Below are 13,869 nucleotides of genomic sequence, written 5' to 3'. Positions count from 1 at the left end.
CCGTCGAGGCGGCCGGGTACCCTGGCGTCGACGACCATTTCACCGGCGCGCGGACCCCCGGCCTGCGAGACGGCGACCGGAACTCCAGACCGGCCACGGCAGCCTCGGGCACCCCTCCGGTGGCCCTACGAGCCCTGTAACCAGCACCCGTCCCCGGGTGACAACCTCATCCCCTCGCTGGAGCAGTCGTGACCACATCCCGGTCCCGAGCAGCGGCCGTCCTCGGCTGCTTCGCTCTCATGGCACTGGGAGTGACTGCTTGCGCGAACACACCCGCCACCAGGCTTGCGAAGCCGCCGGTGGCCACGTCCGCCGAGAATGTGGGCGGCATGCGCGCCCTGATCGCCGCGGCGAGACAGGAGGGCACGCTCAGAGCGATCGCACTGCCGCGTGACTGGGCCAACTACGGCGGCCTAATCGACGGCTTCGAGAAGAAGTACGGCATCAAGGTCACGGTCGAGAATCCGCTGGGCCACAGCGAGGACGAGATCGACACCCTTCGCAGGAGGGGGAACCGGCCGACAGCCCCCGACGTGATCGACGTGGGCGACACGTTCGCGCGGAAAGCGGCGGCGCAGAATCTGCTCGCGCCGTACAAGGTCGCCGCTTACGACTCGATTCCCGGCAATCAGAAGGACTCCGAGGCCCGCTGGTCCAACAACTACGGGGGCTACATGTCCATCGGCTGCGACGCCAACCGGGTCAAGCCCTGCCCGCAGACCTTCGCCGACCTGCTGAAGCCCGTCTACAGAGGCAAGGTCGCACTCGAAGGCGACCCGCCGCGGTCTGCCACCGCATTCGCCAGCGTCTATGCGGCCGCGCTGGCCAACAACGGGTCGTTCGCCGACGTCCGGCCCGGTCTGGACTTCTTCGCCAAGCTCAACGAGAACGGCAACCTCAACCCGCTCAGGTCCAACCTGGCGACGGTCGAGGACGGCCGGACACCCATCAGCATCAACTGGGACTACATCAACCTGCACTACGCCGACCAGCTCCGCGGCCACGGCGTGAACTGGCAGGTCGCGATCCCCTTCGACGGCAGCTTCGCCCAGTACTTCGCGCTGGCGATCAACAAGAGCGCTCCGCACCCGGCGGCTGCCCGACTGTGGCAGGAGTACCTCTTCAGCCCACAGGGCCAGAACCTGCGGCTGCGCGGCTACGCCCGCCCGGTGCTCATGGATGTCATGAAGCAGGACGGCACCCTCGACGAGGCAGCCGCCGCACGGCTGCCGACGGTTGAGGGAACGCCGCAGTTCCCGACGGACGCACAACTGGAGAAGGCGAGGGAGACAGTCACCCGGGGCTGGGCGAAGGCCGTCGCCGGGTCGTCAGGGCCGCGGGGCGGGACAGGAGACGTCCCGGCCGTCGCGCCGTCTCGACCGCAGCGGTGAGCGGCCCTGCCGACGGGGATGCCGCCGCCGCGTGATGCTTCGCCACCCATCGGGCCCCTGGCGATTCTGTGGCGGTCCCCGCTCAACTTCCTTCCGCAGCGGCAGGAACCAGTGCCGGCTGTGCGCGCTCGGCGGCGCTCGGAGCCGTCAGGGCGAGTCGCCGGTGGATGCGGCGGAGCATGGAGCGGGCCATGAAGGGGTGGACGCGCTGGACCACGGCCCAGTACAACCGGCCGCGCCAGTTGTGGATGCGCACGACCGTGCTGAGCGTGACGTGACAGTCGTCGACGAGGATCGAGGCGCGGAAGTCGAGGTGGCCGGCGTCCTCGCCGAGCAGTACCTCGCCGCCCTCGCGGCCCACGACCGGGAAGGAAGCTCCACGCAGGACACCACGCCAGGACTCGGGGTCCCGGGGCATCCCGGGATGTACCGTCATCCGCCATGCGTCGCTGTAGTCGGTCCGCTCGAAGGAGGTACGGGCCAGGCGCGCGCCCGTCGGAAGGTCGCCGGCGGCGGCCCTCTCCCACATGAACCGGTGGAGCAGCCGGACCCAGGGCGACCAGCGAACGGGGGGCGTTGCCGTCCCGGTGGCGGCCCGTTCGGCGTTGTCCAAGATCTCTTCGACGACTGTGTCGTGCATCCAGCGCACCGCCAGAGCCCAGCCCAGTGCCATCGGGCCGCGGCGTTTCAGCTCCAGGGTGTGCCGCAGACGGCAGCGCTCTGGTCCCAGCGGTTCGACGACGAACTCATGGTGGCCGCTCATGGGCGGGTGGAAGTCGAAGCGGGCGCGGCGGCCGGGCTCGTACGAGGTGACGCGGTAGCGGACGAAGCCGTGGCCGCCGTCCGCGCCGACGCCCAAGGGCCGGTCGAAGCGCATCGGGGGCCAGGCCGGCGCGGGCCAGAGCGGGTCGTCGGGCGAGGACAGGCGGTCGAGCAACGCCCCGACGTCCTGGGCGGGTGCCTCGATGGTGCGCTGGTGGACATTGCGGATCGTGCCGAACCTGCGGAACCTGCGCATAGCGCTCCTCCATACGCTGCCGTATGTTGTTGACCATACGGTAGCGTATGGGCATGGTGCAACGGCGTGAAGAGGTCGCTCGCGAGAGTGTCCGGAAGCGGCTGACGGCTCAGGACTGGGCGGACGCGGCCCTGTCAGCCATGGGTCAAGGCGGTCTCGCGGCGGTCGCCATCGAGCCGCTCGCCGCTCGTCTGGGCACCACCAAAGGCAGCTTCTACTGGCACTTCTCCAACCGTGAGTCGCTGATCGAGGCCGCGCTCGACCGCTGGGAAGAGAAGTCCACCGAGTCGATCATCGCCGGACTGGCGTCCGAGCCGGATCCGGCGACGCGGCTGCGCAGGCTTTTCTCCGAGGCGTCCGAACGCGCCGCCCAAGACCCGCTGGAGGTTTCCCTGCCGGCCTCGGTCGGACACCCGCGGGTCGCCGCCGTCCTGCACCGCGTGACGGAGCGTCGAGTCGGCTACCTGGCGCAGCTCTTCGTCGAACTGGGCTTCACCCCGGACGAGGCACGCCGCCGTGCACTGCTGGCGTACACCGGCTACCTCGGGCACACCCAGCTGGCGCACGCGGTGCCGGAGACGCTTCCCGCCGGTGAGGACGGCAGGCGCTATCTGGACTCGGTGCTCGACACACTGATGACGGCCGCCCCGCACTCCTAGTGCTCCTTCGGGCCCGAGCGCCGGGCTCACGGCCGCCCGCGCCCCAGCCCTGAGCGTTCACACCGCGCTCAGCCCTCCGTCCACCACCAGGCTCTGTCCGGTGATGTAGGAGGCGCGGTCGGAGAGCAGGAAGACGACGGCTTCGGCCACCTCCCAGGCAGTGCCCTGGCGTCCGAGCGGCATCCGGCTGGACGAGGCGGTACGCGACGCCCGCCGGGACGAGGCCTCGCGGCCCATCGGGGTGTCGATCAGACCCGGGACGACCAGGTTGGCGCGGATCCCGCGCGGTCCGCCCTCCTTGGCGACATGGCGGGTGAGACCGAACAGGCCTGCCTTGGAACTGTCGTAGGCGGGCGAGTCGGTGGCCGCGCGCAACCCGGCCACGGAACCGACGAAGACGATCGATCCCCCGTCGGCGACCGCGGGCAGTCCGTACTTGGCGGCGAGGAAGGGAGCGCTCAGGTTCAGCGAGAGCACGCGTTCCCACTGCTGGGGTGAGGTGTCCGTCAGGCCCGCGCCGAGACCGATGCCGACATTGACCACGATCGCGTCGAGTGCGCCGAGTTCGCGGAGTGCCTCGGCGACCATGGCCGAGGACTGGCCGGGATCCGTGGCGTCACCGACCACGGGGACACCACGGGCGCCTTCCGCACCGACCAGGGAGGCCGTGGCCGCTGCGGCGGAGGGGGAGACGTCGGCGCAGGCCACGGAGGCTCCCTCGCGGGCGGCGAGCACGGCCACCGCCCGCCCGTTGCCCACCGGGGCCTTCGGATCGTCGCTGGGGCGGGTGCCCGCACCGATGACCAGCACATTGCGGCCGGTCAGGAGATCGGCCCGGTGGGTCCCGCGGTTCCGGGGCTCAGGCATCGCCGTGTGCTCCTTCCACCGCGTCCCCGCCGGACACGCTGGACGTGGGCAGGGCTTCCGTTGCATAGCCGGGTTCGAGCCGGGTACCGGCGGAGTTCAGGAAGAACGCGACCATGTGGTACTGACCGACGAGGATGGTGATTTCGATCAGCTGTGCCTCGTCGTGGTCGGCGGCGAGTGCGGACCAGGTGGCCGCGGACAGGCGTGCGTCCCGGTGCAGTTCGTCGGCGGCACGCAGCAGAAGGGCGTCGGCCGGCGCCCACCCCTGGGCGTCCGGGCCCGCGCCGACTCGCCTGATCTCCTCGTCGGTGAGCCCAGCGGCCCTGGCCAGCGGTGCATGCCGGCCCCATTCGTAACCGGCCCGGGTGTGGTACGCGGTGCGCAGGATCAGCAGTTCCCGGGTCCGGTCCGGAAGACGGCCGTCGCGCAGCAGATGGCTGCCGAAGGGCAGGAAGTGCCGGAACAGGCCGGGGTGTCGCACCAAGGTGGTGAAGACGTTGGGGAGGTGGCCGTCGGCGTCCCGGGGGATCGGGGCGAGCAGTTCCCGGGTAGCAGGGTCCCAGTCGGCCTCCGGCAGGGGCCCGAGACGCGGACCGGTGCCGGGGGCGGTCCGGTGGAAGCTGTGATGGTGCTCGTCGGTCATGGCGGTCTCCGCACGATTCGTCAGGTGGGGCGGGAGAAGAGGGCGGTCTGAGCACGGTCTCGGCGCCTTGCTGCCGGTGCGCCGGGGCTCCTTCCGCCGCTGTGCCACTGTGCTTCCGCAAGCGGGCGGGTGTCGACGGCTCTGCGGCCAAAGGCGGAGGTCGGCATATTGTTCCGTTGCACAACGGCCGATGCCGGAGCGGAGGTGAGGCCCATGCCCGGACAGCCGGGTGCGGCGGTGCCCCTCGAACGGGTCGTCGCTGCAATGGCCGTACATCAGAGGCAGGTCGGCGGGCGGTTGCACGCGGATCTGACGGTCCATGTCCCGTCCTACCGCGCGGTCCCGCGGGAACTCCTGGACCAGATCTGGCACCGGCACTTCCAACGGGCTCTCGCGGTGGTGCGAGAGGGGACCGTGCCCGCGCCGGAGGACTTCGACGAAGCGGAGGTGGCCCGGGACCGGGTCGCCCGGGGCGTGCCGCTCGGCGACGGGCTCCGTGCCTTCCGCCGGGCGCTGAGCGCGATACGGGACCTTTTCCTCGCGGAGGCGGCCGAACACGGGCTAGACCCCGGCCTCGTCGTCGACCGCACCAAGTGCCTGTGGGAGCTGACGGACGTCGCGAGCCTGCAGATCGCCGCCGTCCACCGGCAGGCGGAGATCGCCTCCGCCCTGGTCGACGCCCGCCGCCGCGCCGACTTCCTGCGTGGACTGCTGCACGGGACGCTGAGCGCGCCGGAGATCCACAGCGGTGCGGCGATCTACGGACTGGACCCGGCGCGTCCGTACCGGGCCGTCAGAGCCGTCCCGGCGGGCAACGTCGGCCCGGAATCGCTGGAACGCTCCCTGGAGTCCTCCGGCCGCAGGAACGGCCGGGGCGCGCTGCTCACCGTGCTGGACGAGGCTGTCGTCGGAGTAGTCGAGGACCTGCCGCAGACCGGTGACCTGGAGGTGACGGCGGGGCTCGGCCCGCCGACGGACCTGACCGCGGTGCACCGCTCCTTCCGTGCCGCCGGAAGACTGCTGGAAGCCGCCCGTGCGTACGGCCTGCGCGGCGTGTACGACCTGGGCGGCCTGTCCTGGCGGGTGGCCGTCGTCGCCGAACCGGAACTCTGCGCGCTGCTGCTCGACCGCTATCTGCGCCCACTGGAGGCGGAGGGGGAGTTCGGTGCGCTCATCGAGGAGTCGGTGCGGAAATACCTGGAGACGGGACGGCACATCCGCGAAGTCGCCCGCAGCTCACACATCCATGTCAACACCGTCCGCTACCGGCTGCGCCGTTTCGAGGAGCTGACCGGAACCAGCCTGGACGCTCCGGACACCGTGGTGGAGCTCAGCTGGGCCCTGGCGGCGCGTCAGCTGCGGACACGTCCACGAGGCTCGGAAGGACCTGCCCGGTGAGCGGACCGTCGTGTCTGCCGCACCCCCTCGTGCCCGCCACGCCGTGCCACGCTGCAGGCGATGCTGCCACGGCCGCACCGGGGTTCAATGGCTTGCAGCGCATCGGCAGTCGGCGCGCAGGGGAGAAGGCCGAGTCGCACCGCGCGGGACGCCGTCACGCCGGTCACCGGCCGCGGCGGAACATCGCTGACCGACGACAAGGTGGTGTCCAGCAGTGGAGAAGCGGATGACGGAGCTCAGCGAAAGCCAGGACGATCCGTTCATCCCGCACCTCGCCGCCTTGGCGGTGGTCGACGACCGGGGAGTCGTGGTCGGATGGAACCGGCGGGCCCAGGAACTGCTCGGCCATCCGGAGACAGCCGTGCTGGGCCGTCCGGCATTCGAGGTCCTGGTCGACCCTGGCGACCTGACGGCTGCGAAGGAGGCCGCGGCGAGCTGCAGGAGAGCCGGCGGCTGGTCGGGAATGCTCAACGTGCGGCACCGGGACGGGCGGCTCGTGGAGATGGGGCTCAGGGCCCACGCGCTCTCGCGCGGCGACCGGATCCGTGAGTGGTTTCTCGCCGGGGCACTTGCCGCTGACGTCCTGGAGTGGCAACGGGACCGCGCGGTGCTCCACGGGTTGTACCGCCGGTGTCCGATCGGCCTGGTCGTCCACGGCCCCGACCTGAGGCTTCTGCGGGTCAACCGGGCCATCGAACGCTTCAGCGGCGTACCGGCGGCTCGGTTTCGGGGACTGCCCACCGGCTGTTTCCTCGTCCCCGACGACGCACGCACGGCCGTGGACCGGGTGCGCCAGGTGATGGAGACCGGAAGGCCGATGGTCTACTCGGAGCAGTTCGTTCGCCTGGAGTGGGATCCGGGACGAGAGCGGGTCGCGATGGTCTCCTCCTTCCCGATGGAGGATGCCTCCGGCCGCATCCTGGGTGTGGCGGAGATGATCGAGGACATCACCGAACGCCATCGGGCCCAGCGCCGGCTCGCGCTCCTCGACCAGGCCGGCAGTCGTATCGGAACCACCCTCGACGTGGCGGAGACCGCCCGGGAACTCGCCGAGGTGATGGTGCCTCACCTCGCCGACCACGCGTCGGTTGACCTGCTTCAGCCGGTGACGCGCGGTGAGGAGGTCACGCGGGCCCTGGCAGGGCCGATGGTACGCGTGGGGGCCTGCAGCGTCGGTGCCCAGCAAGCCGGTCCGCCCCACCCCCAGGGCGAGCGGGTGGAGTTCGCGCCTGACACACCCCAGGCCAGATGCCTCGCCGAAGGGCGGCCCGCCCTGGAACCGGTTCTCCCGCCCGACTGGTTCTCGACGGAAGGCTGCCACGGGGCCCACACTCCCGACCTGGGCGTCCACTCCCTGATCGTGGTACCTCTCGCCGCACGTGGCCTGGTGCTGGGAGTGATGACCCTGTGGCGCTCGCGCCGCCCCGATCCCTTCGAGGCCGACGATCTCACCCTCGCCCAGGAGCTCGCCTCGCGCGCGGCCGTCGCGATCGACAACGCCCGGCGCTTCACCCAGCATCAACAGGCCGCGTTCACCTTGCAGAGCAGCCTTCTGCTGCGGGCGGTACCGGACCAGTCGGCAGTCGAGGTGGCCCTGCGGTACCTGCCGGCCAGCGCGGCCCCGGGCCTGGGCGGAGACTGGTTCGATGTAATTCCCCTGTCCGGGGCCCGGGTTGCCCTCGTCGTCGGCGACGTGGTGGGACGCGGCATCCACGCTGCCGCCACCATGGGCCGACTGCGTACCGCCGTACACACGCTCGCGAGCCTGGACCTGGAACCGGACGAGGTGCTCTCCCGCCTCGACGACCTGGTCAACCTCCTGGCGGCCGAACAGGAAGCATCCGGTGAACGGCCTGTGGGGGAGCAGGTCGTCGGTGCCACCTGCCTCTACGCCGTGTACGACCCGGTCGCCGGGCGGTGCTCCGTGGCCCGGGCCGGCCACCCGCCGCCGGTGGTGACCGCTCCGGACGGAGAGGCGACTCCGCTCGACCTGCCCGCCGGCCCGCCACTCGGCCTGGGCGGCCTGCCGTTCGAGACGCGGGACGTCGAACTGGCCGAGGGAAGCCTGCTGTGCCTGTACACCAACGGACTCATCGGCGAACGCCACATCGATGCCGACCTCGGCCTGACCAAACTGTGCACGGCGCTCACCCGGCCGGCGGAGGCGCTGGAACGGACCTGCCAAGCGGTGGTCGACTCACTCGTGCCGACGCAGCCCACCGACGACGTCGCGTTGCTGATCGCCCGCACCCGCAGGCTGCCACCCGACGACGTCGCCTCCTGGCGTCTGCCGCTGGAGCCTGCCAGCGCCGCCCGGGCCCGTGCCCTGACCTCGGCCAAGCTGAGCGAATGGGGCCTGGAGCACTTGGCGTTCACCACCGAGTTGATCGTCAGTGAACTGGTCACCAACGTCTACCGCTACGCCAGTGGCCCTGTGACCCTGCGGCTGATCCGTGAACGGTGTCTGGTGTGCGAGGTCAGCGACACCAGCCACACCGCACCCCACCTGCGCCGTGCCCGTACCACCGACGAGGGCGGCCGCGGTCTGTTCCTGGTGGCCCAGATGACCGAACGCTGGGGCACCCGCTACACCCGCGACGGAAAGACCGTATGGACCGAACAACCACTGGCCGGCACGCTCGCCTGACCGTCTCCGAGACCGTTGCGCAGCCGGCCCCGCCGCCGTGTCATTCGGCTGCGGCGAGCAGCCGAGCCTCGCTCTCCTCGTACAGCCGACGGCTCTCGCGGCTGTCGGCGGTGCGGCGCCGGTGGTCCAGACGGCTGCCCAGCCAGCCCGCCAGATAGCCGAACGGGACGGAGACCAGTCCGGTGGACTGCATGGGGAACACGTGGAAGTCGGCGTTCGGGAAGAGGGCGGACGGCGTGCCCGAAACGGCCTTGGAGAAGACCATCAGCAGCAGCGCGCAGGCCGCTCCGCCGTAGAGGGTGGCGAGCAGGCCGGTGCGTGTGAATCCGCGCCAGAACAGGGAGTAGGTGAGCGCGGGTGCCACCGCCGATGCTCCGATGCAGATGGCCAGTGTGGTCAGCACGCCGACGTTCCAGTTCTGGACCAGGATGGCGAGTGCGATGGCGATGCTTCCCACGGCCGCGCTCGTCCACACCGCAACCGTCATCTCCGTACGCGGTTCGGCCCGTCCCCGCCGCACCGCATGGGCGAACAGGTCGTGCGCGAGCGACGAGGCCGCGGCCAGGGTCATCCCCGCGACCGACGACAGCAAGGTGATGAAGACCGTGCCCGCCACGGCCGAGTAGAGGACCGTCGTGCCCACGGAGCCGGGTGCCCCGCCGAGCACCTGCGACAGCATGAGCACCGACGTCCTGCCCTGTGGGTCGGCCGCGGTGATGTACCGCGATCCGACCAGCGCCGCCGCTCCCGTACCCATGGTGATCACGAGCAGGCAGAAGGTGGTGACCGTGCCGACCGCCCATGACATGGAGCGACGCACGGCCGGCACGTCCTGTGCGGAGTACAGACGCATCGTGATGTGGGGCAGGCAGGCCACGCCGAGGACCACGCTGATCTGCAGACCGATGAAGTCCAGCCGCTCACCGGCCGAGGTGCCCAGCTGAAGACCCTGCTGGAGGAAGGCGGGGCCGGCGCCGCTGCCGTGCTGGGCGGCTCTGAGCAGTTCGCCCGGGCTCCAGTCGAAGCGGTTCAGTACCAGCGCTGCGACGACGACGCTGGTCCCGATCAGGATCACGATCTTGATCATCTGAATGAGCGCGGTGCCCCGCATACCGCCGAGTGCCGCGTAAATGATCATGAGAGTGCCGACGATGACGATGCACGCCGTCCTGGCGCCCGTCACGTGCGGCAGGTTCAGGATGAAGGTGAGCAGCGACCCGGCCCCGGAGAGCTGGACGACGAGGAAGGGCAGCGTCGCCGCAAGCGTCACCAGGCAGGCGGCGATCCGCACGGCCCGCCCGGGCATGGTGCGGGCCAGGACGTCGCCCATGGTGAACCTGCCGGCGTTGCGCAGCGGTTCGGCCAGCAGGAACATCAGCAGCACCAGGGACAAGGCCGTGCTGACCGCGAGGACATAGCCGTCGTATCCGGCGAGCGCGACGATGCCGGTGGTGCTCAGCACCGTGGCCGCGGATATGTAGTCACCCGCGATGGCGAGGCCGTTCTTGAACGGGGTGAGCGAGAGGTAGCCGGTGTAGAAGTTCGTCAGGTCGTCGCGGTCCGGCCCCGCCATCACGCACATCAGCAGGGTCACGGTGACCAGGGCGGTGAACAGTACGAGGACGGTGGCCTGCGTCCCGGAGTGGAAGTCGGTCATCTCACCACTCCCGCGTCCCGGCCGGCGGGGACCGCCCGCTCCCTGACGGCACGGGCCAGCGGATCCACCGACCGCTGTGCGCTGCGTCCGTACCAGAAGACCGCCGCGAAGGTGACCACGAGCTGGAGGACCCCCAGAGTCATGCCCAGGCTCAGCTCTCCGGCGATCTTGGATCCCATCAGTCCCGGCGCGGCGCAGGACAGCACGACGTACATCACGAAGGAGCCGAGCGCGGCCAGCGTGGAGACCCGGCGGAGCAGGCGGTAGGCCGACCGGAGTGCGGCGAGGTCGGCGTGGTGCAGGGGAGCCTGGGGCGCATACGGCTCGTCCCAGGGTCCTGGGGCGTACCCGTCGGGTCGATGGGCTTCGTGTCCGTACGGCCAGGGCGCGGTGCGGGGCGGCGGCCATTCCGTCGGTCTTGGTGGCGGGTACTGGTTCTCGTCGGCGTATGTCATCGCCTGGCCTTCCACTACGGCTCGAACCTGGAGGTGAACGGGTGGGAATGCTTCAGCGGCGTACCGTACCGACTGGTTGGGATGCTGGTAAGGGCCCTGGGGTCACGTTTCGAGGTCGATGCCGCGGCCCCGGTGGAGCTCGGCCTGCGGCGGTCAGCGGGTGGGGTCGAGGACGACCTTGCGGACACCGGAGGCGCGGCTGCTGAACAGTTCGTACGCCGCGGGGCCCTCGGAGAGCGCGAAGTGGTGGGACACCACGGCCTCGGGGGTGATCCGGCCGGCCTGGGCGAGGGGGATCAGGGCGGGGAGTTCGTACTGGATCGAGCACAGCCCGATGGCGAACTCCAGCTCCTTGATCTGCGCCAGCCCCATGTGGAAGGGGAAGGCCTTGCTCTGGCTGACGCCGATGACACTGACCCGTCCTGCCTGCCGGACGGCTTTGAGGGCCAGATCGATGGTGGCGTCCGAGCCGACGGCCTCCACCACGGCGTCCGGTCCGCGCCCTGCGGTCATCTCCCGTACGGCCGTGCGCGCGTCGTCGCCCTCGACCGGCTCCACCCCCAGGGTGGCGGCGAAGGCCCGGCGCTCCGCGACCAGATCCACGCCCAGCACACGGGCGGCACCCATCGCGAAGGCGGATTGCGCGGCCATGAGGCCGACCGGGCCCAGGCCGATGACCAGAACCGTCTCGCCGGGCCGGATGCGGGCGCGGCGGCAGCCGTACCAGGCTGTGGGCGCGTTGTCCGTCAGGACGATGGCGGCTTCGTCGGAGATGCCTTCGGGCAGGTGCACCAGGTTGATGTCGGCATGGGGCACGGCCAGGGCCTCGGCCTGACTGCCCGGAAGGTGCGGACCCACTCCGTAGCACAGGTCCGTCGGGGCATGGGCTCGCTCGCATCTGGCGGTGAGTCCCTTCGCGCAGGTTCCGCACGAGGTGCAGCCGACCGAGGCGGGAACCAGGACCCGGTCGCCGGGCTTGAAGCGGGTGACCCGGTCGCCGGTGTCGACGACCACACCGACGCACTCGTGTCCGGGGGTGTAACCGGTCTGCGGGCTGAACCCGTTGCCGCCGTAGATGTGCAGGTCGCTGCCGCAGATGCCGGCCGTGGTGACCTGGACGAGTGCGTCGGTGGGGCTGGTGACGGCCGGGTCGGGGACATCTTCGTAGCGGATGTCGTGGGGGCCGTGGTAGGTCAGTGCCTTCACTGGATGGACTCCCGCAGCGCACCAAGGCGCCTGTATCAGTTATTAATGCACGCGTATTACTTCCGGCGGGGTGACGCTAGCATGGGCATCCGTGACAGCACATGAGACGCAGGCCACGTCACCTCGGAGCCGGAGGGCCGGTGACACGCGCGCCACGCTCATCCGGGCCGCCGAGCAGTTGTTCGCGGCGAAGGGCGTCGACGGTGCGTCGCTCAACGAGATCAAGCGGGCCGCCGGCCAGCGCAACGCCATGGCCCTGCAGTACCACTTCGGCGACCGGGCGGGTCTGCTGCGGGCCGTACTCGACAAGCACCTCCCCGCGGTGGACGCCCGGCGGGAGGTGCTGCTCCAGCAGTACGAGGACAGCGGCGCCGACGACCTGCGATCCCTCGCCGCCGCCCTGGTCCTGCCTGCCGCCGCGCAACTCGCCGAGCCCGACGGAGGCCGCGAGTTCCTGCAGATCGTGGCCGAACTGCTCAACCGACCCGAACCGATGGTCGAGACCGTCGTGACGAAGGGGTCGAGCATCTTTGCCTGGCGGCGCCTGGTGGAACCGCTGCTGGCTCCCGATTCGACCGCCGTGTTCCACACCCGCTTCACCGCCATGCGGTTCTGCCATGCCGAACTCGCCGCCCGGGCCGCCGGCCGCCCCCGCAGGGACGACCGGTTGTTCACCAGCCGACTGGTCGACCTGGTCACCGCGCTGCTGGCCGCGCCGGTGTCCCCACAGACCGCACACCTGCTCCAGGAGCGGAACCGCAAGGGCTGACGCGAGCGGCAGGCCTCGACTCGCCGCGACCCCGGCGTCCGCAACCGATCTCTGCAGCGCCGAGCCACGGCATATGGCGGACATCACACACCTCGACATACCCACCGGTCGGTACCCTGCGGCGAAACCCCTGAACGACAGGAGGCGCGATGTCCGTGACCAACCGCCAGATCCGTCTGGCCGCCCGCCCCGCGGGCGCGGTGAAACCCGAGGACTGGGAGCACTGTTCGGAGCCGGTCGACGAGCCGGGCCCCGGCCGGTTCGCGGGCCGGACGCGTGTCATCTCCCTGGACCCGGCCATGCGGGGCTGGCTGGACGACCGCCCCTCCTACCTGCCGCCGGTGGGCATCGGTGAGGTGATGCGCGCCGGATCGGTCATCGAAGTCACCGCATCGAACCACCCCGACTTCCAGCCGGGTGATCACGTGGTCGGGACGTTCGGCGTCCAGGAGTACGTGGTCTCCGACGGGCGGGGTGCCATGAAGATCGACACCTCCCTCGCTCCGCCCTCCACCTATCTGGGCGCCCTGGGCATGCCCGGCATGACCGCCTACTTCGGCCTGCTGGACGTCGGCGCGCTGAAGGACGGCGAGACCGTCGTGGTGTCCGGGGCGGCCGGTGCGGTCGGCACCATCGCGGGTCAGATCGCGAAGGCCAAGGGGTGCAGAGTGGTGGGCATCGCCGGAGGGCCGGAGAAGTGCGCGCTGCTCACCGACGAACTGGGATTCGACGCGGCGATCGACTACCGCGCCGAAGACGTCAGGAAAGCGCTGCGCCAGCAGGCCCCCGACGGCATCGACGTCTACTTCGACAACGTGGGAGGAGACATCCTCGACGCCGCCCTGACCCGGCTGGCGATGCACGCGCGCGTGGTGGTCTGCGGTGCGATCAGCCAGTACAACAACGCCACGCCGGTCAAAGGCCCCTCCAACTACCTCTCGCTGCTGGTGCGCCGCGCCCGCATGGAGGGCTTCGTCGTCTTCGACTATGCCGAGCGCTACGCGCAGGCAGCGCAGGACATCTCCGCCTGGATCGGCGCCGGCCGCATCAAGGTCAAGGAACATGTGGTGCGGGGGAGCGTGGACGACTTCCCCGAGACGCTGCAGATGCTCTTCCGCGGGCAGAACGTCGGCAAGCTCGTCCTGGAGCTGGCGTGACC

Annotated in this window: 12 protein-coding genes; 6 read left to right on the top strand and 6 right to left on the bottom strand. The window is 70.5% G+C overall.

The window, feature by feature from the left end; translation table 11 throughout:
• Positions 1-188 precede the first annotated feature (188 nt).
• Positions 189-1,391: an ABC transporter substrate-binding protein gene (locus ACIGXP_RS17470; RefSeq protein WP_399769150.1), complete on the top strand. Its 1,203-nt coding sequence runs from the start codon at positions 189-191 to the stop codon at positions 1,389-1,391.
• Positions 1,392-1,473: 82 nt separating this feature from the next.
• Here the strand turns inward: ACIGXP_RS17470 and ACIGXP_RS17465 are convergent, their stop codons facing one another.
• The gene (locus tag ACIGXP_RS17465; RefSeq protein ID WP_399769148.1) at positions 1,474-2,409 is read right to left on the bottom strand and encodes a DUF2867 domain-containing protein; all 936 of its coding nucleotides are present in this window, start codon (positions 2,407-2,409) and stop codon (positions 1,474-1,476) included.
• A 53-nt stretch (positions 2,410-2,462) separates the two neighbouring features.
• Between ACIGXP_RS17465 and ACIGXP_RS17460 the strand changes: the two genes are divergently transcribed.
• Entirely contained in the window at positions 2,463-3,068 is a 606-nt protein-coding gene (locus ACIGXP_RS17460; protein WP_399769146.1) for a TetR/AcrR family transcriptional regulator, read from the top strand.
• A 57-nt stretch (positions 3,069-3,125) separates the two neighbouring features.
• Here ACIGXP_RS17460 and ACIGXP_RS17455 read toward each other — a convergent pair whose 3' ends face one another.
• Positions 3,126-3,935: an SDR family NAD(P)-dependent oxidoreductase gene (locus ACIGXP_RS17455; protein WP_399769144.1), complete on the bottom strand. Its 810-nt coding sequence runs from the start codon at positions 3,933-3,935 to the stop codon at positions 3,126-3,128.
• Positions 3,928-4,578 (bottom strand): carboxymuconolactone decarboxylase family protein, encoded by a 651-nt coding sequence (locus ACIGXP_RS17450; protein ID WP_399769142.1) that lies wholly within the window; start codon positions 4,576-4,578, stop codon positions 3,928-3,930. The genes ACIGXP_RS17455 and ACIGXP_RS17450 overlap by 8 nt, the downstream gene beginning before the upstream one ends.
• A gap of 213 nt (positions 4,579-4,791) precedes the next feature.
• Between ACIGXP_RS17450 and ACIGXP_RS17445 the strand changes: the two genes are divergently transcribed.
• The gene (locus ACIGXP_RS17445; RefSeq protein ID WP_399769140.1) at positions 4,792-5,976 is read left to right on the top strand and encodes a PucR family transcriptional regulator; all 1,185 of its coding nucleotides are present in this window, start codon (positions 4,792-4,794) and stop codon (positions 5,974-5,976) included.
• Positions 5,977-6,202: 226 nt separating this feature from the next.
• A complete protein-coding gene (locus ACIGXP_RS17440) occupies positions 6,203-8,623 on the top strand; it encodes a SpoIIE family protein phosphatase (protein ID WP_399769138.1) in 2,421 nt (806 codons plus the stop codon).
• A 40-nt stretch (positions 8,624-8,663) separates the two neighbouring features.
• On the opposite strand, the gene ACIGXP_RS17435 is transcribed toward ACIGXP_RS17440, so the two are convergent.
• The 3 genes from ACIGXP_RS17435 to ACIGXP_RS17425 all read right to left on the bottom strand — a co-directional run bounded on the left by ACIGXP_RS17435 (position 8,664) and on the right by ACIGXP_RS17425 (position 11,941).
• Entirely contained in the window at positions 8,664-10,280 is a 1,617-nt protein-coding gene (locus tag ACIGXP_RS17435) for a cation acetate symporter (RefSeq protein ID WP_399769136.1), read from the bottom strand.
• Positions 10,277-10,735 (bottom strand): DUF485 domain-containing protein, encoded by a 459-nt coding sequence (locus ACIGXP_RS17430; protein ID WP_399769134.1) that lies wholly within the window; start codon positions 10,733-10,735, stop codon positions 10,277-10,279. The genes ACIGXP_RS17435 and ACIGXP_RS17430 overlap by 4 nt, the downstream gene beginning before the upstream one ends.
• 153 nt (positions 10,736-10,888) lie before the next feature.
• The gene (locus ACIGXP_RS17425) at positions 10,889-11,941 is read right to left on the bottom strand and encodes an alcohol dehydrogenase catalytic domain-containing protein (RefSeq protein WP_363217743.1); all 1,053 of its coding nucleotides are present in this window, start codon (positions 11,939-11,941) and stop codon (positions 10,889-10,891) included.
• Between the two features lie 91 nt (positions 11,942-12,032).
• Between ACIGXP_RS17425 and ACIGXP_RS17420 the strand changes: the two genes are divergently transcribed.
• Together ACIGXP_RS17420 and ACIGXP_RS17415 are read left to right on the top strand one after the other, a co-directional pair.
• Positions 12,033-12,710 carry a TetR/AcrR family transcriptional regulator gene (locus tag ACIGXP_RS17420; protein WP_399769132.1) on the top strand — a complete coding sequence of 226 codons (678 nt, stop codon included), beginning with the start codon at positions 12,033-12,035 and terminating at the stop codon, positions 12,708-12,710.
• Positions 12,711-12,859: 149 nt separating this feature from the next.
• On the top strand, positions 12,860-13,867 hold the full coding sequence (locus ACIGXP_RS17415) for an NADP-dependent oxidoreductase (protein ID WP_399769130.1): 1,008 nt from the start codon (positions 12,860-12,862) through the stop codon (positions 13,865-13,867).
• Positions 13,868-13,869: the final 2 nt, after the last annotated feature.

This window comes from Streptomyces sp. NPDC053069 (genome assembly GCF_044546895.1).
Classification (GTDB): Bacteria; Actinomycetota; Actinomycetes; order Streptomycetales; family Streptomycetaceae; genus Streptomyces.
Note: the sequence above shows the minus strand (reverse complement) of the source record. Positions and strands in the feature narration are given on the sequence as shown.